The organism is Ornithinibacillus gellani (genome assembly GCF_003730295.1).
Lineage (GTDB): Bacteria > Bacillota > Bacilli > Bacillales > Amphibacillaceae > Ornithinibacillus_A > Ornithinibacillus_A gellani.
In genome coordinates this window covers 24,912-48,707 of the sequence record NZ_QTSZ01000053.1, presented here as the reverse complement: position 1 = coordinate 48,707, position 23,796 = coordinate 24,912, and the positions used below count along the sequence as shown (strand labels likewise).

Here is a 23,796-nt window from a genome sequence, read left to right as displayed (position 1 = left end):
CCCTTTCTAAAATAATTGCTTTATATTTTTACTCGCTTCAATCGAAGGGAGTTGGTAACGACACTTACAGAACTAAATGCCATAGCTGCGCCGGCAATCCATGGTGCCAATAGACCAGCAGCCGCAATCGGAATTCCTGCGCTATTATAGGCAAAGGCCCAGAATAGATTTTGTCTTATGTTTTTTATCGTGGCATGGCTCATGTGAATTGCTTTTGGTATGAGAAGAAGATCCCCACCTAATATCGTTACATCAGCGGCTTCAATTGCCACCTCTGTACCAGTACCAATTGCAATCCCAATATCAGCAATAGCTAAGGCAGGCGCATCATTAATGCCATCTCCTACCATTGCTGTCACCTTGCCCGTTTGCTGAATTGCTTTTACTTTAGCTGCCTTTTCCTCAGGAAGCACTTCAGCAATGACCTTTTCAATCCCTACTTGCTTAGCGATAGCTTGAGCAGTTCGTTCGTTATCACCAGTTAGCATAACGACTTCTAAACCTTGTTGCTTTAGCGCCTTAATAGCTTGTACTGCAGTTTCTTTAATCGTATCAGCTACTGCAATCAGCCCTGCATACTCTCCATCAATTGCAACAAGCATCGCCGTTTTCCCATCAGCTTCAAGTGTTACTAACTCTTCTTCAACTGCAGATACATGAATCTGTTGATCTCTCATCAACTTTCGCGTTCCGACAAATAGATGATGACTAGCAATCGTCGCTTCAATACCGTGTCCAGGTATCGCTTTGAAGTCGTCCACATCTAATAATGCAATATTCCTATCAGCGGCATAAGCAACTATAGCATCAGCCAATGGATGTTCAGAACCTTTTTCTGCGCTTGCTAATAATTGTAACACGTCATCATCACCAGTGAAATCCGTTACCTTTGGCTTGCCATGTGTAATCGTACCTGTTTTATCAAATACGATAGCCTGCAATTGATGTGTTTTTTCTAAATGTTCTCCGCCTTTAAATAGGATGCCATTTTCTGCTGCTTTACCTGTTCCTACCATAATAGAAGTCGGTGTCGCCAATCCAAGCGCACACGGACAAGCAATAACGAGTACTGCAATAGCCGCAATAAGTGCCTGCTCCACATTACCAGGGGATACAATGGAAATCCAAATGATAAATGTCAATAAAGCAATTCCCACTACAATTGGTACGAAATAGCCAGAAATAACATCTGCTAAACGTTGTATTGGTGCTTTCGATCCTTGTGCATCCTCAACTGCCTTCACAATTGATGCAAGCGCGGTATCTTTACCAACCTTGGTAGCCACCATTTCAACGGTCCCATTTTTATTTAATGTGGCACCAATCAATGTTGCATCTACGTCTTTTTCAACCGGTATGGATTCACCTGTTATCATCGATTCGTCTACAGCAGTTCGTCCTTTTACTACAACACCATCGACTGGAACTTTTTCACCCGGTTTCACCAGTAACCGGTCGCCAACCTGCACTGCTTCGATGGCTACCATTACTTCTTCACCATTTTTTAAGACACGTGCTTGCTTCGCTTGCAAATTCAACAGTTTAGAAATCGCGTGGGTTGTTTTGCTCTTCGCACTGGTTTCAAGATATTTTCCAAATAAAATAAGCGTTATTAAAATCGCACTTGTTTCAAAATACAAATGCGGTGTATAGGCAGAATTTCCAATCGTTTGAATGACTTCATACAAACTATAGAAATACGCAGCGCTTGTACCAAGTGCAACGAGCACGTCCATATTGGCACTGCCATTCCGTAAGTTTTTGTAGGCCCCATCATAAAATTGCCAACCAATAATGAATTGCACTGGTGTTGCTAATGCAAACTGGAACCATGGATTCATCAAAATTTGTGGGAGACGGATACCAAACAGATGGTCCAGCATGGTTAATAGCAATGGTATAGACAATAATGCAGATACAATTAATTTGGTTTTCATACGCTGCAATTGTTTTTCCTTTTGAGACTGTTTCTCTGCTTTATCTGCTTTCGTTTTTGCATCATAGCCTAGTTTCTGAATCCTGCCGATTAAATCCTGTTCATTTACCAGACCCGGATTGTATTCAATCGCTGCTGTCTCATTGGCCAGATTGACGGTGGCCTTCTCCACGCCTTCCTGCTTATTCAACACTTTTTCGATTCTTGATGAGCAGGCTGCACACGTCATGCCAAACACATCAAATTCAGCACGCTCCATCCGTACACCATAGCCAATTTTTTCAATTCGATTGGTAATATCCTCTAGCTGTAATGTAGCTGGATTATAATCAATACTCGCTTTTTCTGTCGTCAAATTAACCTGGGCTTGGACACCATCCATCTTATTTAATACCTTTTCAATCCGCGAAGAGCAGGCAGCACAGGTCATGCCGGAAACCTCCAGCGTAACATGTTTTGATTCACTCATTGCCATCGCTCCTTTATTTTGAAAAATGCTTCATAACATCAATTAATTCATCAATGGCTGCATCGCCTTCGCCTGTCTTAACCGCATCACTCACACAATGCTTCATATGTCGTTCCCCGACGGATAATCCTACTTTTTTTAAGGCTGCATTAATTGCACTAATCTGTACAAGAATATCTATACAATAGCGATCCGATTCCACCATCTTTTGAATTCCACGAACCTGGCCCTCTATTCGTTTCAAGCGATTAATGACCGCTGTTTTCTCTGCGTCTGTCCGTGGTGTAACTGGATGCTCATGCAAAAATTGACCCATTGTCGTCACCTCTTTTATGTTCTATTTTTACTATACCCCCCTATTGTATAGAGGTCAACTATTCCGTTTTCAAATGAATAGCAGTTCTTTTTATCACCCAATAAACATGAAAGAACGAAGTAAGCGCTCCTGTTAAAGTGAAACTTCAATCCGAAGGGGCTCCTTTCATTGTTAGTTGAACGAATCGAGGTGCTAGCGTCCGTTTATCTCTCACCGAAACTTACAGGTGGGGTTTTACGGGCAATTAAACCGGGATAAAAAAACATGGAATGAACGGATATTCCACCGTTGTTCCATGTGTACAATTAAATGAAAGGCTGGATAAGTTGACGTTAGGAAAGTTCGAAATGGAAAAGATAATAAAGTTTACGAGATTGCTAAATACTCGTCAAAAGATAGTTAAAGAAGTTTTTGAAGTGTTTTATAAAGCGTTGAAAGGAAAATGCTTAATTGTTTACTTTGGACTGTTCAAAGAAGTCATGACAAAATTTAAAAATGGTGAATTGGACGAGTACTAGGAGAAGGATCTAACAAAATATGTTTATGCAATTCTTTATAATTGGGGAGATAAAGAATACATTGAATTAGAAAAACGATTGCTTACTGCAGATGAGATCCAAGAGATTAATGGTCTGAGATTACATGGTTCAGCAATTGCTCCTAGATCAGGAGGGATAGACGGAGAAACAATTTTTGCCCTGCGTTCGGGTTATTATCATGTTGTAATTAAGAGTGGAGATAGTACGCAGGGCCGTTCTAGTGGACCTTATTTAAAGTCTTATTATTAAATTATAGAAACCTTTATTGTATTGATTCTGCAAATTCAATAAGGGTTTCTATTTTTATGTAATTTGATTTGAATCCATATAATATATATTGGTATTTATCTCTTTTAAAAGTTAATGAAATCATTGATTTTTTTCGGGAGAATCTATTATAAATGCTTTTTTTCCATTTTTTAATGTGTAATTATAGGGTTCATTGAAAGGCTCGGTATTTAATTGTATTTTAAATATATTTTTATGATCTTTAATAAAAACTAATTTAAGTAAATCTAACTTTTCATCAAATTTCCCAAACCTGTATTTTGCTTTAAATGGTATTTTTTCAGGTAATGAAAGGTTGCTTTTAGTTTTCTCTTCAAATTTTTTAATGGCTGTATCCATTTTTTCAAAACACATTGCTTTATATATTTCTTCAATATTCATGGGTTTTTTAGATTTTACATTCCCGCAGTCGAGAGCGAATGAAGTGTTTGTGAAGCTAAAAAATATGAGTAAAGAGAGTGCTATAGATTTTTTCATGTAATTTCACCTTATATGTAATTTGCCTTTTTTAAGTTAAATTATTCTTATTATTTTAGATGACATATTTGGTACATGTATGATAGTGAATAAAATTTCATTCCTTTAAACAGTTAAAGTATTACCAAAACTTCCACGATTTCTTCTTACTTGTAGCAATCTGCTGTTTAGCTTCTTATGTTTTGCGTAATGCCAGCATTAAATTTCGATCACGTTCGGCTTGCCGTTGTTCCTGTGCATCAAGTCGCTCTAATATTTTTTGATTAAACTCTTTTTATTTTTTTATGAAATTCATTAGTTGTTTTTATGGTTCTTGTAGCGCTGTATCGGGTTTCGCTAACGAAGTTCGAGCGACCCCTTGCTTTTTTCTGCCGACTAGGATTTCTACATCGATAGTTATAGTCGACATATCCTGCTCGATTATATGCTGTCTGCTATCAGAGTCTAGTGACCATGTTAATGGTGTCATTTCCAGTAGCCATGCTTGGGCTTCCTTATTCAAATGAATGGGATACGTTAATCGGATTCGTTCTATCAATTGAAAGTTTTCATCAAATCTTGCTATCGTTTGATCATTTGAATACGTTTGTTTATCAGATCCTTGATATACCAATTCACGAATTTCCCGTAAATAACCGTGCTGTGGGACGACCTTCAGAAGTAAACCATCCTGCTTCAACAAACGATTGAATTCACGATAATTAGAAGGAGATAAAATGTTTAATACAACATCGAGTGCATCTGATTGAAATGGTACATTGGCTAAATCCGCTACCGCCCAAAATGCATCTCCCTCCTGCTTTGCCGCTGATAATATGCCTTCCTTAGCAATATCCATTCCAAAACAGGCGACGTCCAGCTGCTTATCTTCTCGCAGTAACTGACCAATATGCTGAAGATGTGATCCTTCTCCACAGCCCGCATCCAATATCGTTATCGGAGAAGTAAATCTACCATCTGCAATCACTTGGACGATATTTTCACATACCTGGTCAAAAAAAGCTGTCCTCCCCATTAGATTTCTTCGTGACTCAAATAGGTCTTTGTTATATTTCGTATGGTGAGCTGCAGTCATTAAGTGAATATAGCCCTGTTTTGCAAAATCAAATGTATGACCATTTACGCACACCAGGTGACGTAAATCCATTACTTCCACTGCTTGCTTGCATAATGGACATTGCAATTTATGTTCAAAGCGCTTGGCAAATCTAGCACGTACTTGCTGTTTCCGCTCCTTCATCCAGTTACCCCCATCCAACATTCATATATTCATGCTAACAATATAAATCGTATTTCACAACAGATCATTGAACAACCAATTTGTAAACATGTTAAAATGGAACCAATCATATAGAAGGGAGACGCAAATGCTCACATCTATCATTCAACATTGGCAAACCTATTGTACCCCTGAAAACTTCATAGGAATTGGTTCCACCCGTAAAGTTTTCCGTGTATCTTCTTTTGCAATTAAAGTTCATTTGCATCCAATTGGTTACCAGCAATCACAGCAAGAACACCTGATATACAAAAGAATGGTCGACAAAGGATGGGATCAATATGTTGCGCAAATCCATTATGTTGACACTGCTATTTCCATTCAAACATACTGTAAACCAATGGCCCTTATCAATCAGCAGTCCTATGAGCTCGACCAAGAAAATCATGGACATCTCCTTCCCCCCCATTATGGACAGCTGCTTCATCTATTAGATAAGGAATTTGATTGTTTTGATATTAAAGACAGTAGTAATTATGGCTGGCATTCAAACGGCCACCTCGTTTTAATTGATTATGGAATGACAAAAAAGTTGTACGAGGAATCATGGGTACCATTAGCGGAAAGCGGCATTTTACCACAGATTGATTTTGATCATTGCCAGATCTGCGGCATTAAAAAGGAACTACGTATGTATGGCGACTCTGATACAGACAAACGCTGTTACGAGTGCGGAAAGCAATAAAACCGCAAGTGTCATACATACACAGACACTTGCGGTTTTCACACTGGTTACGAAGAAGCGTTTCGCGCCATTAACCAGCAATCACGATATTTCCCTTCATGCATTTCATGGGCCGGGAACAGTTTTATTTTTGTAAATCCACATTTTTCATAACAGCGAATTGCACGCTCATTTGTTACTTGCGGATCTAAAATCACCCAATCCGCTTTCCGTATTTCCTCTAAATAAACAGCCATTTTTCCAACCAACATACTACCAATTCCTTGATTCCAATAAGCTGTTTCGCCGATAAATTGATCCAATCCAAAAATGATATCCTGGTCAGAAAAAGCAGGATGCAATCTTTTATTTTTTTCCACGCTATAACATTGCACATAGCCTATGGGGTGATTCTTCCACTCTACGATACATCGATCTACCCCATCCCCCCGTGCGAAAAATTTACGATTTACTCTTTCTAAATCAAACAGCTGGTCGCGGCCCTCATAGAATTCCAATACGGCCGGATCCGTTAACCACTTGACAAGAATTTCCCCATCGCTTTCTAGAAGTTTCCGAACACGCAGACAATGGTCCTGAAGTAATATTTCTGTTTCTGCAAACCTGTCCATCATTGCCCAACTCCTTACTTTTGTTGTTCTACATATTGCTCTATTTCATACATCATATTATATGCCCCTGCTGATTCATTTGAACATACAACTGCTGTAACATCATACTTCGGATAATGTACAGCATGAAAGCTAACGCCGGGATCATAGCCCATGATATGATATTTCATACCTTCCACCTCTTGATCAATCCAGACACCATAACCATAAAAATCTTCTTCTTGGTCTGAATATGCATGTGGGTGCAGCAATAATTTCGTATTTGTTTCATTCAATAACCGATGATGCATGAGAGCATCCCAAAGCCTGCCCATATCATGAACGGTTGTATAAGCACCACCATCTGAACCACCTTTTACAGGCAGGGAATATATGTTGGTTTTATACATGCCATCCGTTTCTTCCACATATCCAAGTGCTGTATTATCAGGAAGCTTATCCATCTCAAAATAGCCAGAACGCTCCATGCCCGCAGGCTGGAATATATGTTCTTGAACATAATCAGAAAAGGATTGATTGCTTACTTTTTCTACAATGAGCCCAAGCAAGATATATCCTGCATTATTATAGTGAAACCGCTCCCCTGGCTGATACATTTTCGCTTCTTTTTCGAACAACGGCAAAAAGCTTTCTAAATTTCTAATATGATACATGGGACGTTGAACCCAAAGCGCTTCAAAATCATCCATTATTTCCTCATCGAAATAATCCGCTATCCCAGAAGTATGTGTCAATAGTTGATGGACTGTTACATCATCTGCATATGGCAATGAATAGGGAAGAAGATCTTTTACCTGTTGATCAAATGAAAGCTTTCCTTTCTCCGCTAACTGACAAATTGCAATACCCGTGAAAAGCTTGCACCCTGAAGCAATACCAAATCGCGTTTCCACCCGATTATCGAGCTGCTCTGCTCTATTCCGATAACCATAGCCCTTCTCTATCAGCACCTGCCCTTGCTTCTTCACTAAAATAGTTCCCGAAAAATCACATGCCTTTTGTGCCGTATCCATGATTTCCCTCATTTGTTAACACCCCTATTTTCATTCATGAACATTGAATTACTCCTCTACTTCATCCTAGCACACGGTTCTATGAATGATGGGAACGAAATTAATTAATAATTGAATTTGCGCCTGGTTATGATGAATAACAACTTGCAAAAAAACCGCCCAAAGTAAGTAAACATACTTCAAGCGGTTTGAATCAACCATTTTATAACTTTATTCATCGTTAAATACGGGTTTAACTTACTCCACTTCAGAAAATTCGCAATGTCACGTAACTTAAATGTAGTTTAACTTACTCCATTTTAGAAAATAAATGATTTCGAGTAACTTAAATGCAGTTTAACTTACTCTATTTCAGAAAATAAACGATTTCGAGTAACTTAAATGCAGTTTAACTTACTCCATTTCAGAAAATAAATGATTTCGAATCACTTAAATGCAGTTTAACTTACTCCATTTTAGAAAATAAATGATTTCGAATCACTTAAATGCAATTTAACTTACTCCATTTTCGAAAATAAACGATTTCGAGTAACTTAAATGCAGTTTAACTTACTCCTTTTTAGAAAAAACACGATTTCGAATCACTTAAATGCGATCTACCTTACTACATTTTCTTTACATACGGACAGCTTTTTTCTTGTCTGATAATGCGTTGGATGCTTTTTTCCGACAGAAAAAAATTCCTGGCTAGATCAGCGGTTGGGTTCCCACGGAGATATCCTTCATAAATTTGTTTATTTCTCCATTGCAGCCATTCTCTTGTACCATTGCTTTCACCCCAAGCTTTTCTTCCTTCCTGCTTCCTAGGTATATACAATGGCTTGCCATCCACATACGTTTGAATGAGCTGTACCAACTCTTTTGGTAATATTTGTGACGCATTGATATAATCCATCTATAATCTTCCTCCTTGATTATGTTTACCTTCTTGTTAAATCGGAGAAAGAATTACAAATGCATCCAACACTTTCATACGTTTCAGATTAACATGTTCATCAGTTATTCACCTCGCAAGATTTTTTACCATTTTTAAATATTCAAACTTATTTTAACATAAAGGGGTCCTGTACAAAAAAGCACAAGCTTCCTACTATTTATCGAGCTGTTCTTCAAGACGGGCAACCTTTTGCTCCAGCGCTTGAATTTTTTCATCCTGCTTCGTATGAGGTTCATTTATCCAATGAGCTAAACTGCGAAAGATCATTAGCATGGTGAGCAATATAACGATACCACCAACGGTAAACAGCAAATATATTTCCATTTGTTTCTCCATCCCTTTCGTTCACAGTAGTGACATGCAAAAAAATACGTCCATTCTATCTACTCTTCATGTTACCATGTGCAGGTTCTAACCGTAAAGCAACCTCATTTTTTTACAGGATAGCTTTGTGAATTGGACAAAGAATCACTCCATCCACATCAGCTGGAACAAGACATGTTACTTGATTACCACAATGCATTATATTTCCTAATCATTTTATCGCTTTTTACGAGTGCCATTTGTCAATTAAATAATTGCTCATCCGCAATAAGGTATCATATACTTCTTCAGATATAGCATCATTTTCCATATAATATGCTATTAAGCTATTAAAACCATTTAAATGTTTGCGAACTTTATCCGCTTGTCCGCTATTTTCATAATGCTCAATCGCGATTAAATGAAGCATCAAGCTCCTTGTAACTGTTTCATCCTTGAAGGCATTTTTGCTATTGAGGCTCTCAATGAGCATTTGCATATGCTTGGCATCCCATGCATATATGGCGCTTGCTGTTAACAAAGAAGTTTTTTTGCGAATCGGATTGGTAGAAACGGTCTCTCGTGTTGGATGCACGCGATTTGTAAGTAAAATAGCCATCGTATCCAGATTTGGACTAGCTACGACAGATGTTCCAGTATATCCCGTGTGCCCAAACGTATTTTCCTCCGCTAATATATCCATATACCAATCCTGGTTTAAATCCCAACCCAAACCATGATCCTGACCAGGGTATGATGTATTCCAATTGATATTCATTAGGTGAAATGCTTCCTTTGATAGAATTTCAATTTCTCGATAACTTCCTTCTCGTAATAGCATTTGCAAAAAGATAGCCAAATCAGCTGCTGAACTAAAAATGCCCGCATGCCCTGCAACCCCATCAAGTGCCCATGCTTTTTCATCATGTACACTTCCCCAAACCAAGCCACGTCCTGTCCATGGTTGCTCCTCGTTTGCTGCAATCCTTGGTTTTAAGTCCATCGTTGGATTATACATTGTATCTGTCATGCCAAGCGGATTGATAATATTCTCCTCTACATATTCATCTTGACGTTTTCCTGTTATTCGCTCAATCAAGACCCCTAATGTCATATAATTAATATCACTATATACATACTCCTCCCCAGGCTCATTTAAAAGCGGTTCAGCCATTACGAAATCAAGCCGCTCCGTTCGTGTTCCATCTATTTCATATAATGGTTTCGAGGGACTTGGTTTTTCACCAGATGTGTGAGTCAATAATTGTCTAATCGTAATGTTTTCTTTTTCCAGGGTATGATATTCCGGTAAATAATCAGATACTGCATCTTCTAGATCAAACATCCTTTGATCCCAAAGTTGCATAATAGCAACTGCGGTAAACAGCTTGGATATAGATGCCATATCAAAAATCGTATCCACCTGCATTTCAATTGGCTCATCCATTTCAGTAAAATCTGCATCTACATAACGAGCGGCATAACCGTAGGCATCATGTTTAACCACTTTTCCGTCGCGGGCAATCAACACAACAGCCCCAGGCATAACTTGTTCAGAAATGGCAGCCTCTATTTCACGATCCAAATCCTTGAGCGGTTGCTGGAGCATCTCCACATTCTCAGGGTTGTCCGGTTGCAGCCTCCAAACCTCTGCTTCAATAGCTTGCGGTTGTAAAGCTAATACAGCAAAAATAAGTGTAAACACATATAATATTGCTGGTATTCTTTTCTTCAATTCCATCTCTCCCTTCAAAATATTCATTTGTAAGCTCAAACCAAGTATAATCAAGCAGGATCGATTTTTTTGTCGTATCATGTCGACACTTGTTAACCTTCCTCAAAATGAGTAAGAAGCCCTAAGTTGATTGATATGTAATAGTATTATGACTAAACAATTTAAACAATCCACACTAAATGTATGACTGTTTTTTAGCACATTGGCTTTTCTATGATAAAATACGGAAGAATGAATAGACAGCTATGATCATATGGAAAGGAAGAAGCAAATGAAAGTGGGAATGATTCATCATATCGAATTATACGTATCAGATTTGGATAAATCCGTTCATTTTTGGGGTTGGTTTTTGGAAGCACTCGGCTATGAGCCCTATCAGACCTGGAAGGAGGGCCGAAGTTGGAAAATCAATGAAACTTATTTGGTATTGGTCCAAACAAAGGAGAATTTTTTAGATATTCCGTATCATCGCTGTCGTGTAGGTTTAAATCATTTGGCATTCCACGCAACTTCCAAAGAGCAAGTAGATCAATTTACAAAAATACTGAAAGACAAAAATATCCCCCTCCTATATCCAGACAGGCATCCATATGCGGGAGGGAACAGCCATTATGCAGTTTATTTTGAAGATCCAGACCGTATCAAAGTAGAATTAGTTGCCCCTTCCCATTAAAGCAGTTTTTTATCTTTTCATATGAAAAAGGGTGTCATGGCAATGCTCCCCCAGAAGTTAGCGTTATTGTACTAACTTTTGGGGCGCTGTACCGGACACCCTCTCTCCTCATATGCTCATTCTACTACTGCTGCCTCTAAGATAGTAAATGTCTTCTGTTGGCAGTTTACTTCCGCTTTTACTCCATAGGGCAATACAAACTTTGGTTCTGTATGACCAAAATTTAGATTATACAAGATTGGCAGGTTTTCCAAGTCGTATTCTTTCATTACGGTAAGTATGGCTTCTTTATATGCTTCATAATGTGTTTCATCCTGCGGTTTACCAAATATCATTCCATTAGCCTGTTGAAGAATTCCTTGTGCAGCATAATTTCGAAGCCAATATTTAATTTGTGCAGGTGCCGGCTTTTCCTCGGAGGTTTCAAAGAAAAGAATACTATCCTTCCAATGATGTTTTTCAGGCCAAAGTTGGGTACCTTTGGCAAACTCCAGCACTTCAATACAGCCACCAATTAGGCGTCCTTGCACTGTCCCCGTTCCCTGCAACAATTCATAGCCTTGATTTTTCTTTAACGTACGGCGAGTATGTTTATTTTCCTCTATCCATTCCAATCGTTCACTTGTCCAATGCGTTGCCGGTTGTATGACACCAATTGGCTTGGCAGAAAACATAGCTCTCTCAAGCATGTCAATTGTATATGGATCCATCTCTACATTCTCTGCAAAATCCGTTAATATCGCAGGTCCATAGAAGGAAGTGATACCAGCCTTTAAGCAAAACAAATGGGATATCGTCACATCAGAATAACCCAGCAATATTTTTGGATTATGTCGAATTACATCAAAATCAATATAAGGTAGCAGTCGAATGCTATCATCGCCACCGATATTTGCTATGATTGCTTTTATCCTTTCATCACGAAATGCAGTCATCAAGTCCTCCGCCCGTGCTTCCGGATGATGATATAAATAATCTGCCCCTTTTAGACTGTTCGGCATTGAAATTACTTTCAAGCCAAACTCCTCTTCCAGCCGCTGAACGCCCTGTTCATATCTCCAGTTCAGTTCTGGCTCTCCTGCGCCACCCCAAGATGGACTAATCGTCGCAACCATATCGCCACGTTTTAAAAGCTGTGGTTTCTTCAGCAAATCATCATCCCCTTTGATGTACTTATTCAGTGTGCGATTCGGTATTCTATTTCATTTCGGATCCTCAATAATGAGCATATTAGTCTCATCAAATTGCCAGTCTTCCCCGTAAGCAACCTCCCAGCAATAGCCATCCAAATCTTTAAAATATCCACCGTAACCACCCCAACTTGTTTGCTTCGGTTGTTTTATTATTTCAGCACCGGCTTGGACTGCTTTTTCTAATACTTCATCCACCTCTTCCTTTGATTTCGCATTAAACGCGAGTGTGATACCAGAGAATCCGGCACTCGCGATAGCGGGTGGATTACTAGAGTTTATATCCTTCGCCAATTCTTCAATTGGAAATAAAGCAATTTTACTCCCTTCATTTTTAAAGAAAATAATGGCTGGATTCTGTTCCGAACCACGGATTGACGTTTCAAAACCAATCTCCTGGTAGAATCGATGCGCCCTAACTATATCCCTCGTTCCCAACGTGATTATATTTAATCTATTCATCCTCACTCAGCTCCCCTCTACATTCTACCTACAAATATTCTACATAGAATTCACATATCCTCTTTTTATGGTCATGTGAATTCGACCATTTTGGTGGGAACTTGATGTCACGTGCTTTAACTTAGTCTATTTTGGAACATTCAGGATTTCGCATAACTTAAATACGGTTTATCTTACTCCTATTTGGAAAAAACAGGATTTCGCGTAACTTAATTGCCGTTTAACTTACTCCTATTTGGAAAAAACAGGATTTCGCGTAACTTAAATGCAGTTTATCTTACTCCTATTCGCGTAACTTAAATGCAGTTTATCTTACTCCTATTTGGAGAAAACAGGATTTCGCGTAACTTAAATGCAGTTTATCTTACTCCTATTTGGAAAAAACAGGATTTCGCGTAACTTAAATACGGTTTAACTTACTCCTATTTGGAGAAAACACAATTTCGCGTAACTTAAATACGGTTTAACTTACTCCTATTTGGAGAAAACACAATTTCGCGTAACTTAAATACGGTTTAACTTACTCCTATTTGGAGAAAACACAATTTCGCGTAACTTAAATACGGTTTAACTTACTCCTATTTGGAGAAAACACAATTTCGCGTAACTTAAATACGGTTTAACTTACTCCTATTTGGAGAAAACACAATTTCGCGTAACTTAAATGGACCGTCTGCAAAATTTCACGTAATCTAGTTAAAAACTGTAATCAGGTTTCAAAGGTATGTGATTTCCTATAGATTATTTTTCTCGTTCCCCTTCAAATATATAATAGGTGGATTTTCTACTCGTACCAACAGAAATCAAATATTTCTTCAACATCCTTCTAATAAATGATTTTGTTTGAAATAACTCGCACCATTCATGGATAGTGTTTACTGTGATTTTTTTATTAGGGAATAAACATTGGAATTCAAGAATGCTGCGCAATACTCCAGTATAAAAATTTTCCATGTAACCACATGATTCACAAATTAGCTTTTTCCTTCCGTGAATAGATAAAAAATTAGTGCATAGATGGCATATGATCCCTTTTTTCATTTGCTCAAAATGATACTGTGGCAATTTTTCATATGCCGATTGTTTTCTATTACGGGCAATCAGTAGGTTGGTCAATCTTTTTTGATGTTCTGTGATGGTGCTGGATGTGCCAGAACGATTTAATTGATTAACAAATCGCTTTATCTGAGTTGGCAGGATGATTGGCAGGTCCATCGGTGCTTGATATAAGGTGAATGCTGGATTAATGAATATAACAAATGATTCTATGGGGTGGTTGTAACCAAGTTCCTGAAGTTGATGTCGAAGCATGATTTCGGAGCGCTTTAATTGATGTAAAGGATTTCGAATCTCTTTTTTTCGTGCAGCTGTATACCAATTTCCATTTTGTATAAAATAATCACCTTCATAATTTTTCATTTCAATCAAATAAACTTTGGTTGGACAAATGATTAAATGATCCAGTTGAAATTCTGTAGTCCCGTCAAAAAATCGAAGGGAATGCAGGTCAATCCAATTCTTCATCGGATTCTTTTGTAGCACTTGGTAAAATTCCACTTCCCCTTCATACCCTTTACACAGTTTTTCAAAATTTAATTTTTCTTCTATTGATAGATTCGTGCGGGATGCGAGGTGTTTGAAGATCTGTAATTCTTGAGGAGGATTTGGTTGATAATGAGGATGTATCATGGGATCTTTCCTTTCCTTAATTAATTTTAATTCTATTCATCTACTATAATATAGTTTAGAGAAAATTCAAACAGAAATAGACGGAGCATACTACTGATTGCCCCGCCTATGTATTAAACCTATGAAGATATTCATTGATCATCATTCGATGCGAACCAACCATATAATCTGGCAGTTCATTTGGACGGAAGTATTCCAGCTGAAGTGATTCCTCAGGGTCAGCAACGATTTGTCCAGCATAATCTACAGTATAATAAACTGTTGTGACGACATAAAATTGATCCCCATTTTCAGCAATAGTAAATTGATCAGAACCAGAATATACATTTAACAAGTGCAGATTATCTATGTGCAAACCAGTTTCCTCTAATACCTCCCGTTTTGCGACTTCCTCCGTTGATTCACCTAGCTCCATCAACCCACCGGGCAGTCCCCATTTTCCTTTTGGGTGTCTGCGCTGCTGTAGTAAAATACGGTCCTCTTGATCCAATAGGATAACCGCCGAACCAACTAATATTATTGGACGTTTTCCGACCAATTTTCGTAATTCCTGTACATATCCCATCATGATTCACCTTTCTCCATCACAACATGATTCCAGTCAGTAGCCACATATCATAAAGCAGGCTTTAAAAGGATTGGCTTCTGATTTTCCAAAACGGCTGGATATAATAAAATTCGGTAACTAGGCATAATTGGCGCATTGGAATCTGCAATAAAATCCTTTGCCAACGCAATGGTCCAAACAGCTTCTTCATCACGCTTCAGAACAATTGCCAATGTACCAAATTGCTGTACCGTTTCCCAGGCAAACAGTTCTGTGTGACCATTTGAAGTAACTTGAATACCTTCTGGATCACTATGAACACTCGCTTGTTCCCCTTCCCATGCACCATTTTCCGCTCCGACCTGATAATAGGAATAACCACCGCCGCGATCCCCATACGTACCAATAAATTGCTCGAGCTTTTGATGATTTGACTCATATGTAAGCACAGCAATATCATTTTCCAGCCATGTGATGTCATGTACACTGACAATCGGCTTAGATAATACTTCTTTTGCACGAGCCAAAATGCCATAATAGGACCGATAATAAATGGACTCATCTTGTTCTACATCTGTTTTCACGGAAAAAACCTGCTTGAAATTTGGTGAAACACTAATTACCTGTTTAACCTGCTTCCCCTTTTCCACCAACAGCATACCTTGAATGACAATAAAAACCACTGCAATCCCAATCGCCATATACCGAAACAATCGTTTGGTCTGAAGTAGTAATAAAATTGCAGCAACCAGGAAAATGATAATTATCATATTAATAATATAAAATAAGCGGTCATCTATATATTCCACCTGATAACGACCATGAATAAGGAAATATCCCATTTGCAGGCAGAAAAAAGCAATGGCAATTAAGAAACTTAACCATCCCAAAATAGATTGCCATTTAGGCGTCTGTATCATCTGCCGGTACCTCCTCCAAAAAACCCCAATTTAATCCATTATCTTTTGAAATAAACTTTCCTTTTAATAAACCGCCCTGATAATCCCCATTCGGACCTTGGTTCACAAGCACAGCTAAATGATCATCCTCAATAAACGGTGTTTCCGCTTGCACAAAAATCTGTTCGTATGTTTCTGGAATGTTAAATACTGCTTGTTCCCAGGACTTTCCGCTATCCTGTGTCACATAGACATCCGGTTTTTCCGGATTAATCGTTCCATAGGACAAAAATCCAGTCTGCTCGTCCGTAAATCCTCCATCCGCAATTAACCTTGTTGTCGGTGTTTCTGCAGCAGACTCCCATGTTTCTCCGCCATCATGTGTGAGATAGGCCAAAGAATATTCCGATGACATTGTTCGGTCTCCTGAAAGAATCGCATATCCAAAAGAATTATTTACGAAGTCTATTTTCCTATATCGAAGCCCTGGAAAAGCATCCGCAATCGTTCCTTCCTGCCACGTTTCTCCTTGGTCCACAGAATAAAGTACCATCACCTGTTGTACATGCATATCCTCACTGGCTTCAGTATATATAAATGCAACCCGATCCCCCTGAAGGATGTAGCTTTCTTCTATGAGCGTCTGTCTATTCCCATTGTACTCCCCTTGGAATAATTGTTCCTGCTCAACTGGAACCTCTACCCAATCCCCTCCGCCATTAAATGTAATGTGTAATGCATCATGTTGTAAGGAGTAGCTAATTGCATCCTGGTTGACGGGCCAAAGTGTTTGTTCCGGTTCATCTTGTTCCTCTGTGGAAGTGTGTTCCTGTTGATTATTGCCAAGCAGGACCTCCTGCGGCAATAATACCCGCTCCATTTCCTGATAAAAAAATGTTGCGATAATTAAAGCCACAAGTATCATTCCTGACAAAGATAAAATAATTTTATGCATCACGTACATCCTTTTTATTTGAACTGTTTTAATAAAGCGAAACTACAATCAATGACCTTCCCCCACCGATTGTTAGTTGAACGAATCAGGCCTTTACTGGCTGTTGATCCCCCACAAAAATTCTTGATGTGGAGGGCTTACAACCAGTTAATCTGTGATGAAAAATTGCATCAAGTATGTATCCTGCTAGTCAATCAATTACCATCCATAATCCAAGTCCACCTCTCCATGCTGCACAGCTTTCCTGGCATATTGTTTCTTTTTATCATCCTTAATAATGACTCCAGCCTGAATCAAGTCATTACGCAGTTCATCTGCTTCTTTTGTCTTCGAATTTTCCAATGCTTTTTTTCTTTTCGCAAGTAATTCATTGGCAAGCCCTGTGAAATCGGGATGATTTTCCTTCCAGCACAAATAGGTACCTTCATATGGGTCTACGTCCTCCCACGGGTAAGCATAGGTTTGAAAGGCATATGCCGCATTCTGTTTTTTCGCTTCCAACGTACTTTGAAATAGCTCCATGCCGTTTGAATCTAAAAAAGATAGCTTTTTCCTCTCCATAAAAACAACCGCTATTTCCTGCTTCGTCAATGTTTTAACCCGTTTTTTTGCCTTCAAATGAACCTGCTCATCTGTAATCGTAACTTCTAAGGAATCCTGAAAAATATATATGCTCAACAAAATTCCACCAATTGCTCCACAAATAAAAAGAAATAATTCATTCCATGAAGCAACCCATTCCAACAAGCCCTGATAAGGGATAAAAGGTAAATTTAATCGGAACAACCATGCGGCAATAGCAGGCAAAAACCAACCAATGCATGCAAATATAATTGGAAATAATACAACAATCCATACTTTATCTCCCTTGGAAAACCCAAGAACTGTTTCTTGATTCATACACTACAACCCCCTCTACCGGTATACACTTATATCTTGGTTAATTTTTCCGATGCCAATTGGATGCTATCTATTAAATAAGCTGGTGCATCAGGATGTTGGCATACATCTTCTGTTGCGAGCCATTCAACAGCCGCCACCTCGTCTGGGCTTTTGGGAAATGCTTCACCAGATTCATAGTTACATAGGAAAACGGTGTTAATAACTGTTTCTCCGCCAGTAGCAATAAAGGAGGTACTATGCACATATATTACATCTGTAGATACCTTCACCCCTACTTCTTCCATGATTTCACGAATAACTGTCTTTTCCAAAATATTTGCCGTGTTCCCTTCCTGTTCGACCTTCCCGCCAACAAGCGATAGTTCACCTGCTGCGTGTTCTTCCTGATCACTGCGCTTAATAATCAACCATTTGCCCATTCTATAAATTGCACCTTCTACATTAACGATAAACATGAAGCTCCCCTTTTCATTCAATACGTAATTCTGAATTTGCTAAACAAGATTAGCAAGCTCATAACGACGAACCTCTGAAATAACCTCAACAAAACGAGCAATTTCATCATAGTGAACATTCATTGCGCTTATATAATTTGTCGCCAACTGGGGCTGCAGCGCTTCCATTGTTTCGATATATGGAATATCCCCAGGAAGCGCACCCCTTTTTATTAAAAAATATGTCCTTGCAACGTCATACTGCCATGGTCCACGACATACATTCATGAAATCAATCAAGGTAACACCACCATCCTGACCTAACAAAACATTTCCCGGGTGATAATCACCATGACATAAGCTATTTCCATCGGGAAGTTTATCAATTTCCTTCAAAAGCTCCGCATTCTTCTTCTGTATGCATTGGCGTAAAAATTGTTTATAGGAAGAAAGCCCTTCTGCATGCCTGTGAATGATTTTTTGATGCAAACTTACCAAAGTCCCTACTGTAAATTTTGCATCGCCAGACCTTATGAAAAAATCTAATAAACTTTCACCAAAAATACGCTCATAGATAATCCCCATACGATTTTGTTGACGAAACATTCCATAACAAACCGGTACAGGAACCCCCAAATCCATCATCCTTCTCGCATGATTATATTCACGCTGAATGGCAGATTCAGGATAGCCATCGACAAATAATTTGCATACTTTCAAGTCTCCATACGCATAAACATCCGCTGTATTCCCACTGCCAATCCGCTGCTTCAATTGTTTTCCTTACCTCCCAAGGCATCATTTTAAAAAGTATTTCTACGATAAATTTCCACTTCAATCTCTGCTACAATTTTCTCAATTGACAGAGCACCATTAATAACTCGATCCGATCCTGGTTTTATCGTTTTTAGCATTTCTAAATATCCAGTCCTGCCCCTTGTAAGATAATTTTCCATATCCTTTAGCATTGAAGCACAGGTACTTTTTCGAAAATCCCTTAACATACGGCGTGCCAGCGCTATATCTAATGGAGTATCAATGAAAATAGCTAAATCAATCCATTTTCCCATCTTCATGTGTTCATATGCAAACGGATAATCTAAAATAATATAATTCCATTCATTTGATGTATGTACATATAAATCTTTTATAATGGCATCTAGGTTCCACTCATCATAACTGGCTCCTCTGCTAACCCAATCAAAAATATCATCTGGACCCTCAACATCATATGTGTCAAAATGGATTACCTTTGTATTAACTAATTTTTCAGACAATCGCTTAGAAACTGTCGTTTTACCTCCGCCAGATACGCCAGCAATTGAAACAATAAACGGCCTTTTTTTCACTTGATCATGGCTCAATTATATCACCTTCTATGTTAGGTAATGTGAATCCACTTCAAAACAATTCTGATAATATTTGGTTCAATTGTTCTTTACTAGCTGCATCTTTTTGGCGAAATGGACGACCAATTTGTTTATAAACATCTTTTTCGTCCAACAATTGTTTAGGGTGAATAACCTTAGTGGTTATTCCAAATAACTGATACGTCTGAGGCATGAGGGAATCCGGTCTCCATTTCCAAACCGGTAGACCATTCATAATTAGGTTTTTCTCCCCATCAAACGTCAAGTAGCCAACAGAAATATCAATATTATTTTTGCGAAAGTCTGATTGCCTATCTCGAAATGCTTTTTTAACTGAAACTTGTTGAAACCCTTCATTAACAAGTTTTTCTTCCAACGCTGTCCTATTATCTATCCAAGTCACTGTATCAATATCTTGATGCACACGTGTCACCTTGCCAAGTAAAAAATCAATTGCCCATCCACCCCGTAGCCAATAACTAGCATCCAGGCTCTCCACGATAGAATTTATATCACGTAGAATTTGAAGTTGCATATACGTTTGTATGTCTAAATGTTCTAATTCCATATTCCCTCACCTATCTAATAATTATTCCCTTTACACAACTACAACCTTTCATATTTTTTCACCAGGTCAAAATGATGCTGTTCATGAATTGCTAAGAGATGTATGCTTTGGATAAGGTTTGGATATTTGGCGATTGGATCTGGATAACGAATATGCCCGGCGATGCAATCATCGATATGAACTACCTGATGAATCAGTTTTTTGGTTTCTGTTTCCAGTTGCATATTCAGTACAGATAACATCCATTTATTTTCCAAGCCTTTAGGAGGAATAAGTATGGACGGTGCTGGCATGGCTTTCTTTTTTACAAGTTGATATTCCTCATATATGTTATATGTTTCTGTAGCATAGCTGTTATGTTTTGTGATATTTGCAAATGGATACACCAGAGGTATATACCAGCTTGATACTCTTCGAAATAATTTCATCATGAGCAGTAGATGATAAAGCGTTTCGCCTAGTGACCATTTATCTGACTGGGGTCTTCGCCAAGCTGGAACATGCTTCGTGTCAGCAAAGAATTGTTCGCGTTGTGTAAAGATAGTCTGGAAGTATTTTGTCATATATTTACTTTTTAATTGCATAACCCATACTCCTCCCATAATCAGTCATTCCATGTACATTCTATCATATCATCTGTCCATTCAGCATCGACTTTCAAAATATAATGAATAATGAATATCACGAATAAAAATGACATGTGAAACTTTTTTTGGGAAATTGACGTATACTTTACTATAGGCATATTAAAGGATGATTTAAATGAAAACATATGAAAATAAAGCGCGGCATGAACTGCAGGTATGGCGAAATAAACTGTTGAAACGACCGAGCTTATTCAATAAAATGTCCAAGCAAGCACAAACCAAACTCAATAGCTATATACCAGAAAAAGCACATCAAATCATTACAGAAAGCATAAAAAATATGGTAAAAGCAACATTGGTTGGTTCCAATATGACAACGAAAAAGCCACAAATCATTGGCCAGAGTCTGTTTGAAATGGAGGAACAGGTAAAGGAAAAGCTCACCGCCTATCGGAAAACAGCGGTCATTGAAGGGGCTGGTACAGGAGCAGGTGGTATTTTCCTTGGTTTAGCAGACTTCCCTTTACTTTTATCGATTAAGCTTAAATTTCTATTTGAAGCAGCAGCCATTTACGGCCATGATACAAAGCAATATGAGGAACGACTGTTTTTACTACATGTTTTCCAGCTGGCATTTTCAAGCGATGAAAAAAAGAAGGAAACATTATACATCATTGAACACTGGGAGCAGGAAAAAGAAAAGCTTGTAGATATGGATTGGCGAGTATTCCAACAAGAATATCGGGATTATATTGATTTGGTTAAAATGCTGCAATTGATTCCAGGTTTTGGGGCGATTGTAGGAGCTTATGCAAACCATAACTTACTGGACACACTTGGCGAAACCGCTATGAATGCGTATAGGATTAGATATTTTCATATGTCCCCTATTAACGAAGGAAAACACCATTGACGGAGCTGCCAATGGTGTTTTTCATAAGAATATGTTTTGCTCGATTAATAATCACCCTCTGCCGCCAGTGCATCTGCCTTCGTGGCATGGACCGTACCAAATGGGTGCTCTGGTGGGGCATAAATAGAGTATAGTTTCAATGGACCTCTACCTATATTGCGAACATTATGCCAAGTCCCTGCTGGTACAACTATAGCCGCATCCTTGGACACCCTTTTTTCTACATTCAAATGGTCCTTGCTTTTCCCCATTTGCACCAATCCTTGCCCCTGTTCGATGCGTAAAAATTGATCATGATCCGGATGAATTTCTAAGCCTATATCCCCCCCTACAGGAATACTCATCAATGTTACCTGCAAATGACTTCCTGTCCACAGTGTTGTACGATAATTTTGATTTTGTTTAGCTGCTTGATTGATATCAATCACAAGCGGATTTGGTCCAAAGTCTTCCAGTACCAATCGATCATGCACTGGAGTATGACAATAAGCACAAATTGCCCCAGCCTCCCAAGCACGGTTCATATGAATAGGCTGTCTCGTTTCTTCAAACATAGGCATATTATAATAATAATATGGAATAAAATACATCGTCTTACCCCTCCTTCAAACTCCTATATATTATGAGAAGCGGGCAAAGATGTGCATCTTCCTATTCTTCGGTAATGATTTCAAAGCTATCCAACATCGCATCAAATCGCGTACCATGCCCTTCCGCAGCTTCCAAGAAATACAACTGTTTAATGACATAGAACTGATCTTGCTGGGTTTCCGTAATATAGTAACGATAAATCGGTGTATCCCATTGCGAATCCCCTTTACCAATCGCGCGAATGACGATACCCTCAATGGGCTCATTTGTTTTTTCTTCTTGTCTAATTTCCATTTGTTCAGATGCTAGTTCTTGTTTTATCTGGGCCATTTTTGCTTCACGAGTCGCCCCTTCTATCCTCATTATTTCCATAACCACTTCAGGATAATCATCCCCAATTGGAGGGTTCGGAATGATACGATCTGTCCCTTTGCCTTTCATTATTTTATATCTTGACTCATCGATATAAATGACGTAATCCAGCTCCTGATTGGTTTCAACATGGACATGGACATCCTCTTTCATTCCTTCAATTTCCAGTTCGACATCTTTTTCTTTCACAAACATCTTTTTAATGTCTTGGATAATTGCCTGACCTGTTGCCGTTGATAACCCTGCCCAAACAACAGAAATAAGCAGTACTGCCGCAGCAATCAAAACCGCACGCCATTTTTTCATTCGAGGTTTTTCCACCCTTTCACTGGCTAGTTGCGCCTGCACTTTTTCCCATGTTGTTTCGATATATGCCTCGGATGGATCTGTCTTTTTCATTAAATAATCTCGCAATTGGTCATCTTGATTTTTCCTGGTCAAGCTCAGCACCCCCTAGCCACTTTTTCATTTGATTTCTAGCACGATATAATCTTGACTTCACTGTATTGATATTGAGCTCTAATATTTCTGCAATTTCCTTTTCCGTACATTCATTTACATACTTAAGCAGTAAAATAGTCCGATAGGTTTCCGATAATTGATCCAGCGCATCCTCCAGCTGTTCATGGTTTTCCAGCATGTTTTCTTCCGCATGCTGGTGGTGTAAATAATCGATTATTTCTTCCGATTCAACCGCAAACGGCTCCTTGCTTTGTTTTCGCAAATAGCTTCTGCCAGTGTTTATAAGAATTTGATAAAACCAAGCTTTAAAACTTCGATTTGGATCGTATTGATCGATAAAACGGAACACTTTCAAGAACGTTTCCTGCACAATATCAGATGCCGCTTCATGATTTTTTGTCATCCCATATGCAGTACGCAATGCATAACCAGCATGTAATTCATATAATTTCCTAAAAGCCCGCTGATTCCCTTTTTTCACTTTTTTAATCAAGCTTTTCTCAGCATCCAGCACGTCATGCAAACCTCCCTCGCAAGCCTCACTATATATATCCTCGCCAACGCAAAAAAGTTTCTTTTGGAAGGTGTTTTTT

General features: G+C 38.6%; 27 protein-coding genes. 3 read left to right on the top strand and 24 right to left on the bottom strand.

Translation table 11 applies throughout. The annotated features are described in order from the left end of the window. Window positions 1-20: 20 nt before the first annotated feature. From DX933_RS17710 to DX933_RS17690, 4 genes are all read right to left on the bottom strand, one after another. A complete protein-coding gene (locus tag DX933_RS17710; RefSeq protein ID WP_123317767.1) occupies window positions 21-2,405 on the bottom strand; it encodes a heavy metal translocating P-type ATPase in 2,385 nt (794 codons plus the stop codon). 13 nt (window positions 2,406-2,418) lie between these two features. Then, window positions 2,419-2,721, bottom strand: a complete 303-nt coding sequence (locus tag DX933_RS17705) for a metal-sensing transcriptional repressor (RefSeq protein WP_123317766.1) — start codon at window positions 2,719-2,721, stop codon at window positions 2,419-2,421. 908 nt (window positions 2,722-3,629) lie between these two features. After that, the gene (locus DX933_RS17695; protein WP_123317765.1) at window positions 3,630-4,025 is read right to left on the bottom strand and encodes a hypothetical protein; all 396 of its coding nucleotides are present in this window, start codon (window positions 4,023-4,025) and stop codon (window positions 3,630-3,632) included. Between the two features lie 304 nt (window positions 4,026-4,329). Then, on the bottom strand, window positions 4,330-5,265 hold the full coding sequence (locus tag DX933_RS17690) for a putative RNA methyltransferase (protein WP_190279589.1): 936 nt from the start codon (window positions 5,263-5,265) through the stop codon (window positions 4,330-4,332). A 127-nt stretch (window positions 5,266-5,392) separates the two neighbouring features. Here DX933_RS17690 and DX933_RS17685 point away from each other — a divergent pair, with 127 nt between their 5' ends. Beyond that, window positions 5,393-5,989: a protein kinase gene (locus DX933_RS17685; protein ID WP_123317763.1), complete on the top strand. Its 597-nt coding sequence runs from the start codon at window positions 5,393-5,395 to the stop codon at window positions 5,987-5,989. A gap of 47 nt (window positions 5,990-6,036) precedes the next feature. Here the strand turns inward: DX933_RS17685 and DX933_RS17680 are convergent, their stop codons facing one another. The 5 genes from DX933_RS17680 to DX933_RS17665 form a co-directional block, all read right to left on the bottom strand. Continuing rightward, window positions 6,037-6,603, bottom strand: coding sequence for a GNAT family N-acetyltransferase (locus tag DX933_RS17680; RefSeq protein ID WP_223806035.1), 567 nt, complete (start codon window positions 6,601-6,603; stop codon window positions 6,037-6,039). 11 nt (window positions 6,604-6,614) lie between these two features. Further along, window positions 6,615-7,625 (bottom strand): serine hydrolase domain-containing protein, encoded by a 1,011-nt coding sequence (locus tag DX933_RS17675; RefSeq protein ID WP_123317762.1) that lies wholly within the window; start codon window positions 7,623-7,625, stop codon window positions 6,615-6,617. A gap of 592 nt (window positions 7,626-8,217) precedes the next feature. Beyond that, the gene (locus DX933_RS17670) at window positions 8,218-8,508 is read right to left on the bottom strand and encodes a CD3324 family protein (RefSeq protein WP_123317761.1); all 291 of its coding nucleotides are present in this window, start codon (window positions 8,506-8,508) and stop codon (window positions 8,218-8,220) included. Between the two features lie 195 nt (window positions 8,509-8,703). After that, a complete protein-coding gene (locus DX933_RS18530; RefSeq protein ID WP_190279588.1) occupies window positions 8,704-8,874 on the bottom strand; it encodes a hypothetical protein in 171 nt (56 codons plus the stop codon). Window positions 8,875-9,100: 226 nt separating this feature from the next. Then, window positions 9,101-10,588 (bottom strand): serine hydrolase domain-containing protein, encoded by a 1,488-nt coding sequence (locus DX933_RS17665; RefSeq protein ID WP_223806034.1) that lies wholly within the window; start codon window positions 10,586-10,588, stop codon window positions 9,101-9,103. Between the two features lie 271 nt (window positions 10,589-10,859). On the opposite strand from DX933_RS17665, the gene DX933_RS17660 reads away from it, so the two are divergent. Beyond that, entirely contained in the window at window positions 10,860-11,261 is a 402-nt protein-coding gene (locus DX933_RS17660; RefSeq protein WP_123317760.1) for a VOC family protein, read from the top strand. Window positions 11,262-11,377: 116 nt separating this feature from the next. Here DX933_RS17660 and DX933_RS17655 read toward each other — a convergent pair whose 3' ends face one another. The 12 genes from DX933_RS17655 to DX933_RS17600 form a co-directional block, all read right to left on the bottom strand. After that, window positions 11,378-12,412 carry a S66 family peptidase gene (locus DX933_RS17655; protein WP_123317759.1) on the bottom strand — a complete coding sequence of 345 codons (1,035 nt, stop codon included), beginning with the start codon at window positions 12,410-12,412 and terminating at the stop codon, window positions 11,378-11,380. A 51-nt stretch (window positions 12,413-12,463) separates the two neighbouring features. Next, the gene (locus DX933_RS17650) at window positions 12,464-12,913 is read right to left on the bottom strand and encodes a VOC family protein (protein WP_123317758.1); all 450 of its coding nucleotides are present in this window, start codon (window positions 12,911-12,913) and stop codon (window positions 12,464-12,466) included. Between the two features lie 741 nt (window positions 12,914-13,654). Beyond that, window positions 13,655-14,602: a nuclease-related domain-containing protein gene (locus tag DX933_RS17645; RefSeq protein ID WP_123317757.1), complete on the bottom strand. Its 948-nt coding sequence runs from the start codon at window positions 14,600-14,602 to the stop codon at window positions 13,655-13,657. A 106-nt stretch (window positions 14,603-14,708) separates the two neighbouring features. Then, window positions 14,709-15,167, bottom strand: a complete 459-nt coding sequence (locus tag DX933_RS17640; RefSeq protein ID WP_123317863.1) for an NUDIX hydrolase — start codon at window positions 15,165-15,167, stop codon at window positions 14,709-14,711. A 50-nt stretch (window positions 15,168-15,217) separates the two neighbouring features. Further along, on the bottom strand, window positions 15,218-16,069 hold the full coding sequence (locus DX933_RS17635) for a hypothetical protein (protein WP_123317756.1): 852 nt from the start codon (window positions 16,067-16,069) through the stop codon (window positions 15,218-15,220). Beyond that, window positions 16,053-17,003: a WD40/YVTN/BNR-like repeat-containing protein gene (locus DX933_RS17630; RefSeq protein ID WP_123317755.1), complete on the bottom strand. Its 951-nt coding sequence runs from the start codon at window positions 17,001-17,003 to the stop codon at window positions 16,053-16,055. The genes DX933_RS17635 and DX933_RS17630 overlap by 17 nt, the downstream gene beginning before the upstream one ends. Window positions 17,004-17,201: 198 nt before the next feature. Continuing rightward, window positions 17,202-17,903 (bottom strand): YqeB family protein, encoded by a 702-nt coding sequence (locus DX933_RS17625; RefSeq protein ID WP_123317754.1) that lies wholly within the window; start codon window positions 17,901-17,903, stop codon window positions 17,202-17,204. A gap of 29 nt (window positions 17,904-17,932) precedes the next feature. Beyond that, entirely contained in the window at window positions 17,933-18,361 is a 429-nt protein-coding gene (locus DX933_RS17620) for an NUDIX hydrolase (RefSeq protein WP_123317753.1), read from the bottom strand. A 39-nt stretch (window positions 18,362-18,400) separates the two neighbouring features. Beyond that, window positions 18,401-19,114: an aminoglycoside phosphotransferase family protein gene (locus DX933_RS17615; RefSeq protein WP_123317752.1), complete on the bottom strand. Its 714-nt coding sequence runs from the start codon at window positions 19,112-19,114 to the stop codon at window positions 18,401-18,403. A gap of 29 nt (window positions 19,115-19,143) precedes the next feature. Next, window positions 19,144-19,689, bottom strand: coding sequence for an AAA family ATPase (locus DX933_RS17610; protein ID WP_123317862.1), 546 nt, complete (start codon window positions 19,687-19,689; stop codon window positions 19,144-19,146). Between the two features lie 52 nt (window positions 19,690-19,741). Then, window positions 19,742-20,278 carry a nucleotidyltransferase domain-containing protein gene (locus DX933_RS17605; protein ID WP_123317751.1) on the bottom strand — a complete coding sequence of 179 codons (537 nt, stop codon included), beginning with the start codon at window positions 20,276-20,278 and terminating at the stop codon, window positions 19,742-19,744. 38 nt (window positions 20,279-20,316) lie between these two features. Next, a complete protein-coding gene (locus DX933_RS17600) occupies window positions 20,317-20,862 on the bottom strand; it encodes a DinB family protein (RefSeq protein ID WP_123317750.1) in 546 nt (181 codons plus the stop codon). A gap of 178 nt (window positions 20,863-21,040) precedes the next feature. Here DX933_RS17600 and DX933_RS17595 point away from each other — a divergent pair, with 178 nt between their 5' ends. Continuing rightward, window positions 21,041-21,778 carry an EcsC family protein gene (locus tag DX933_RS17595; RefSeq protein ID WP_123317749.1) on the top strand — a complete coding sequence of 246 codons (738 nt, stop codon included), beginning with the start codon at window positions 21,041-21,043 and terminating at the stop codon, window positions 21,776-21,778. Window positions 21,779-21,822: 44 nt separating this feature from the next. Here the strand turns inward: DX933_RS17595 and DX933_RS17590 are convergent, their stop codons facing one another. From DX933_RS17590 to DX933_RS17580, 3 genes are all read right to left on the bottom strand, one after another. Continuing rightward, window positions 21,823-22,368, bottom strand: a complete 546-nt coding sequence (locus tag DX933_RS17590) for a cupin domain-containing protein (protein WP_123317748.1) — start codon at window positions 22,366-22,368, stop codon at window positions 21,823-21,825. A 61-nt stretch (window positions 22,369-22,429) separates the two neighbouring features. Further along, window positions 22,430-23,182 (bottom strand): hypothetical protein, encoded by a 753-nt coding sequence (locus DX933_RS17585; protein WP_123317747.1) that lies wholly within the window; start codon window positions 23,180-23,182, stop codon window positions 22,430-22,432. Further along, window positions 23,160-23,717 carry an RNA polymerase sigma factor gene (locus DX933_RS17580; protein WP_123317746.1) on the bottom strand — a complete coding sequence of 186 codons (558 nt, stop codon included), beginning with the start codon at window positions 23,715-23,717 and terminating at the stop codon, window positions 23,160-23,162. Before DX933_RS17580 ends, DX933_RS17585 begins: the two co-directional genes overlap by 23 nt. Between the last annotated feature and the right edge of the window lie 79 nt (window positions 23,718-23,796).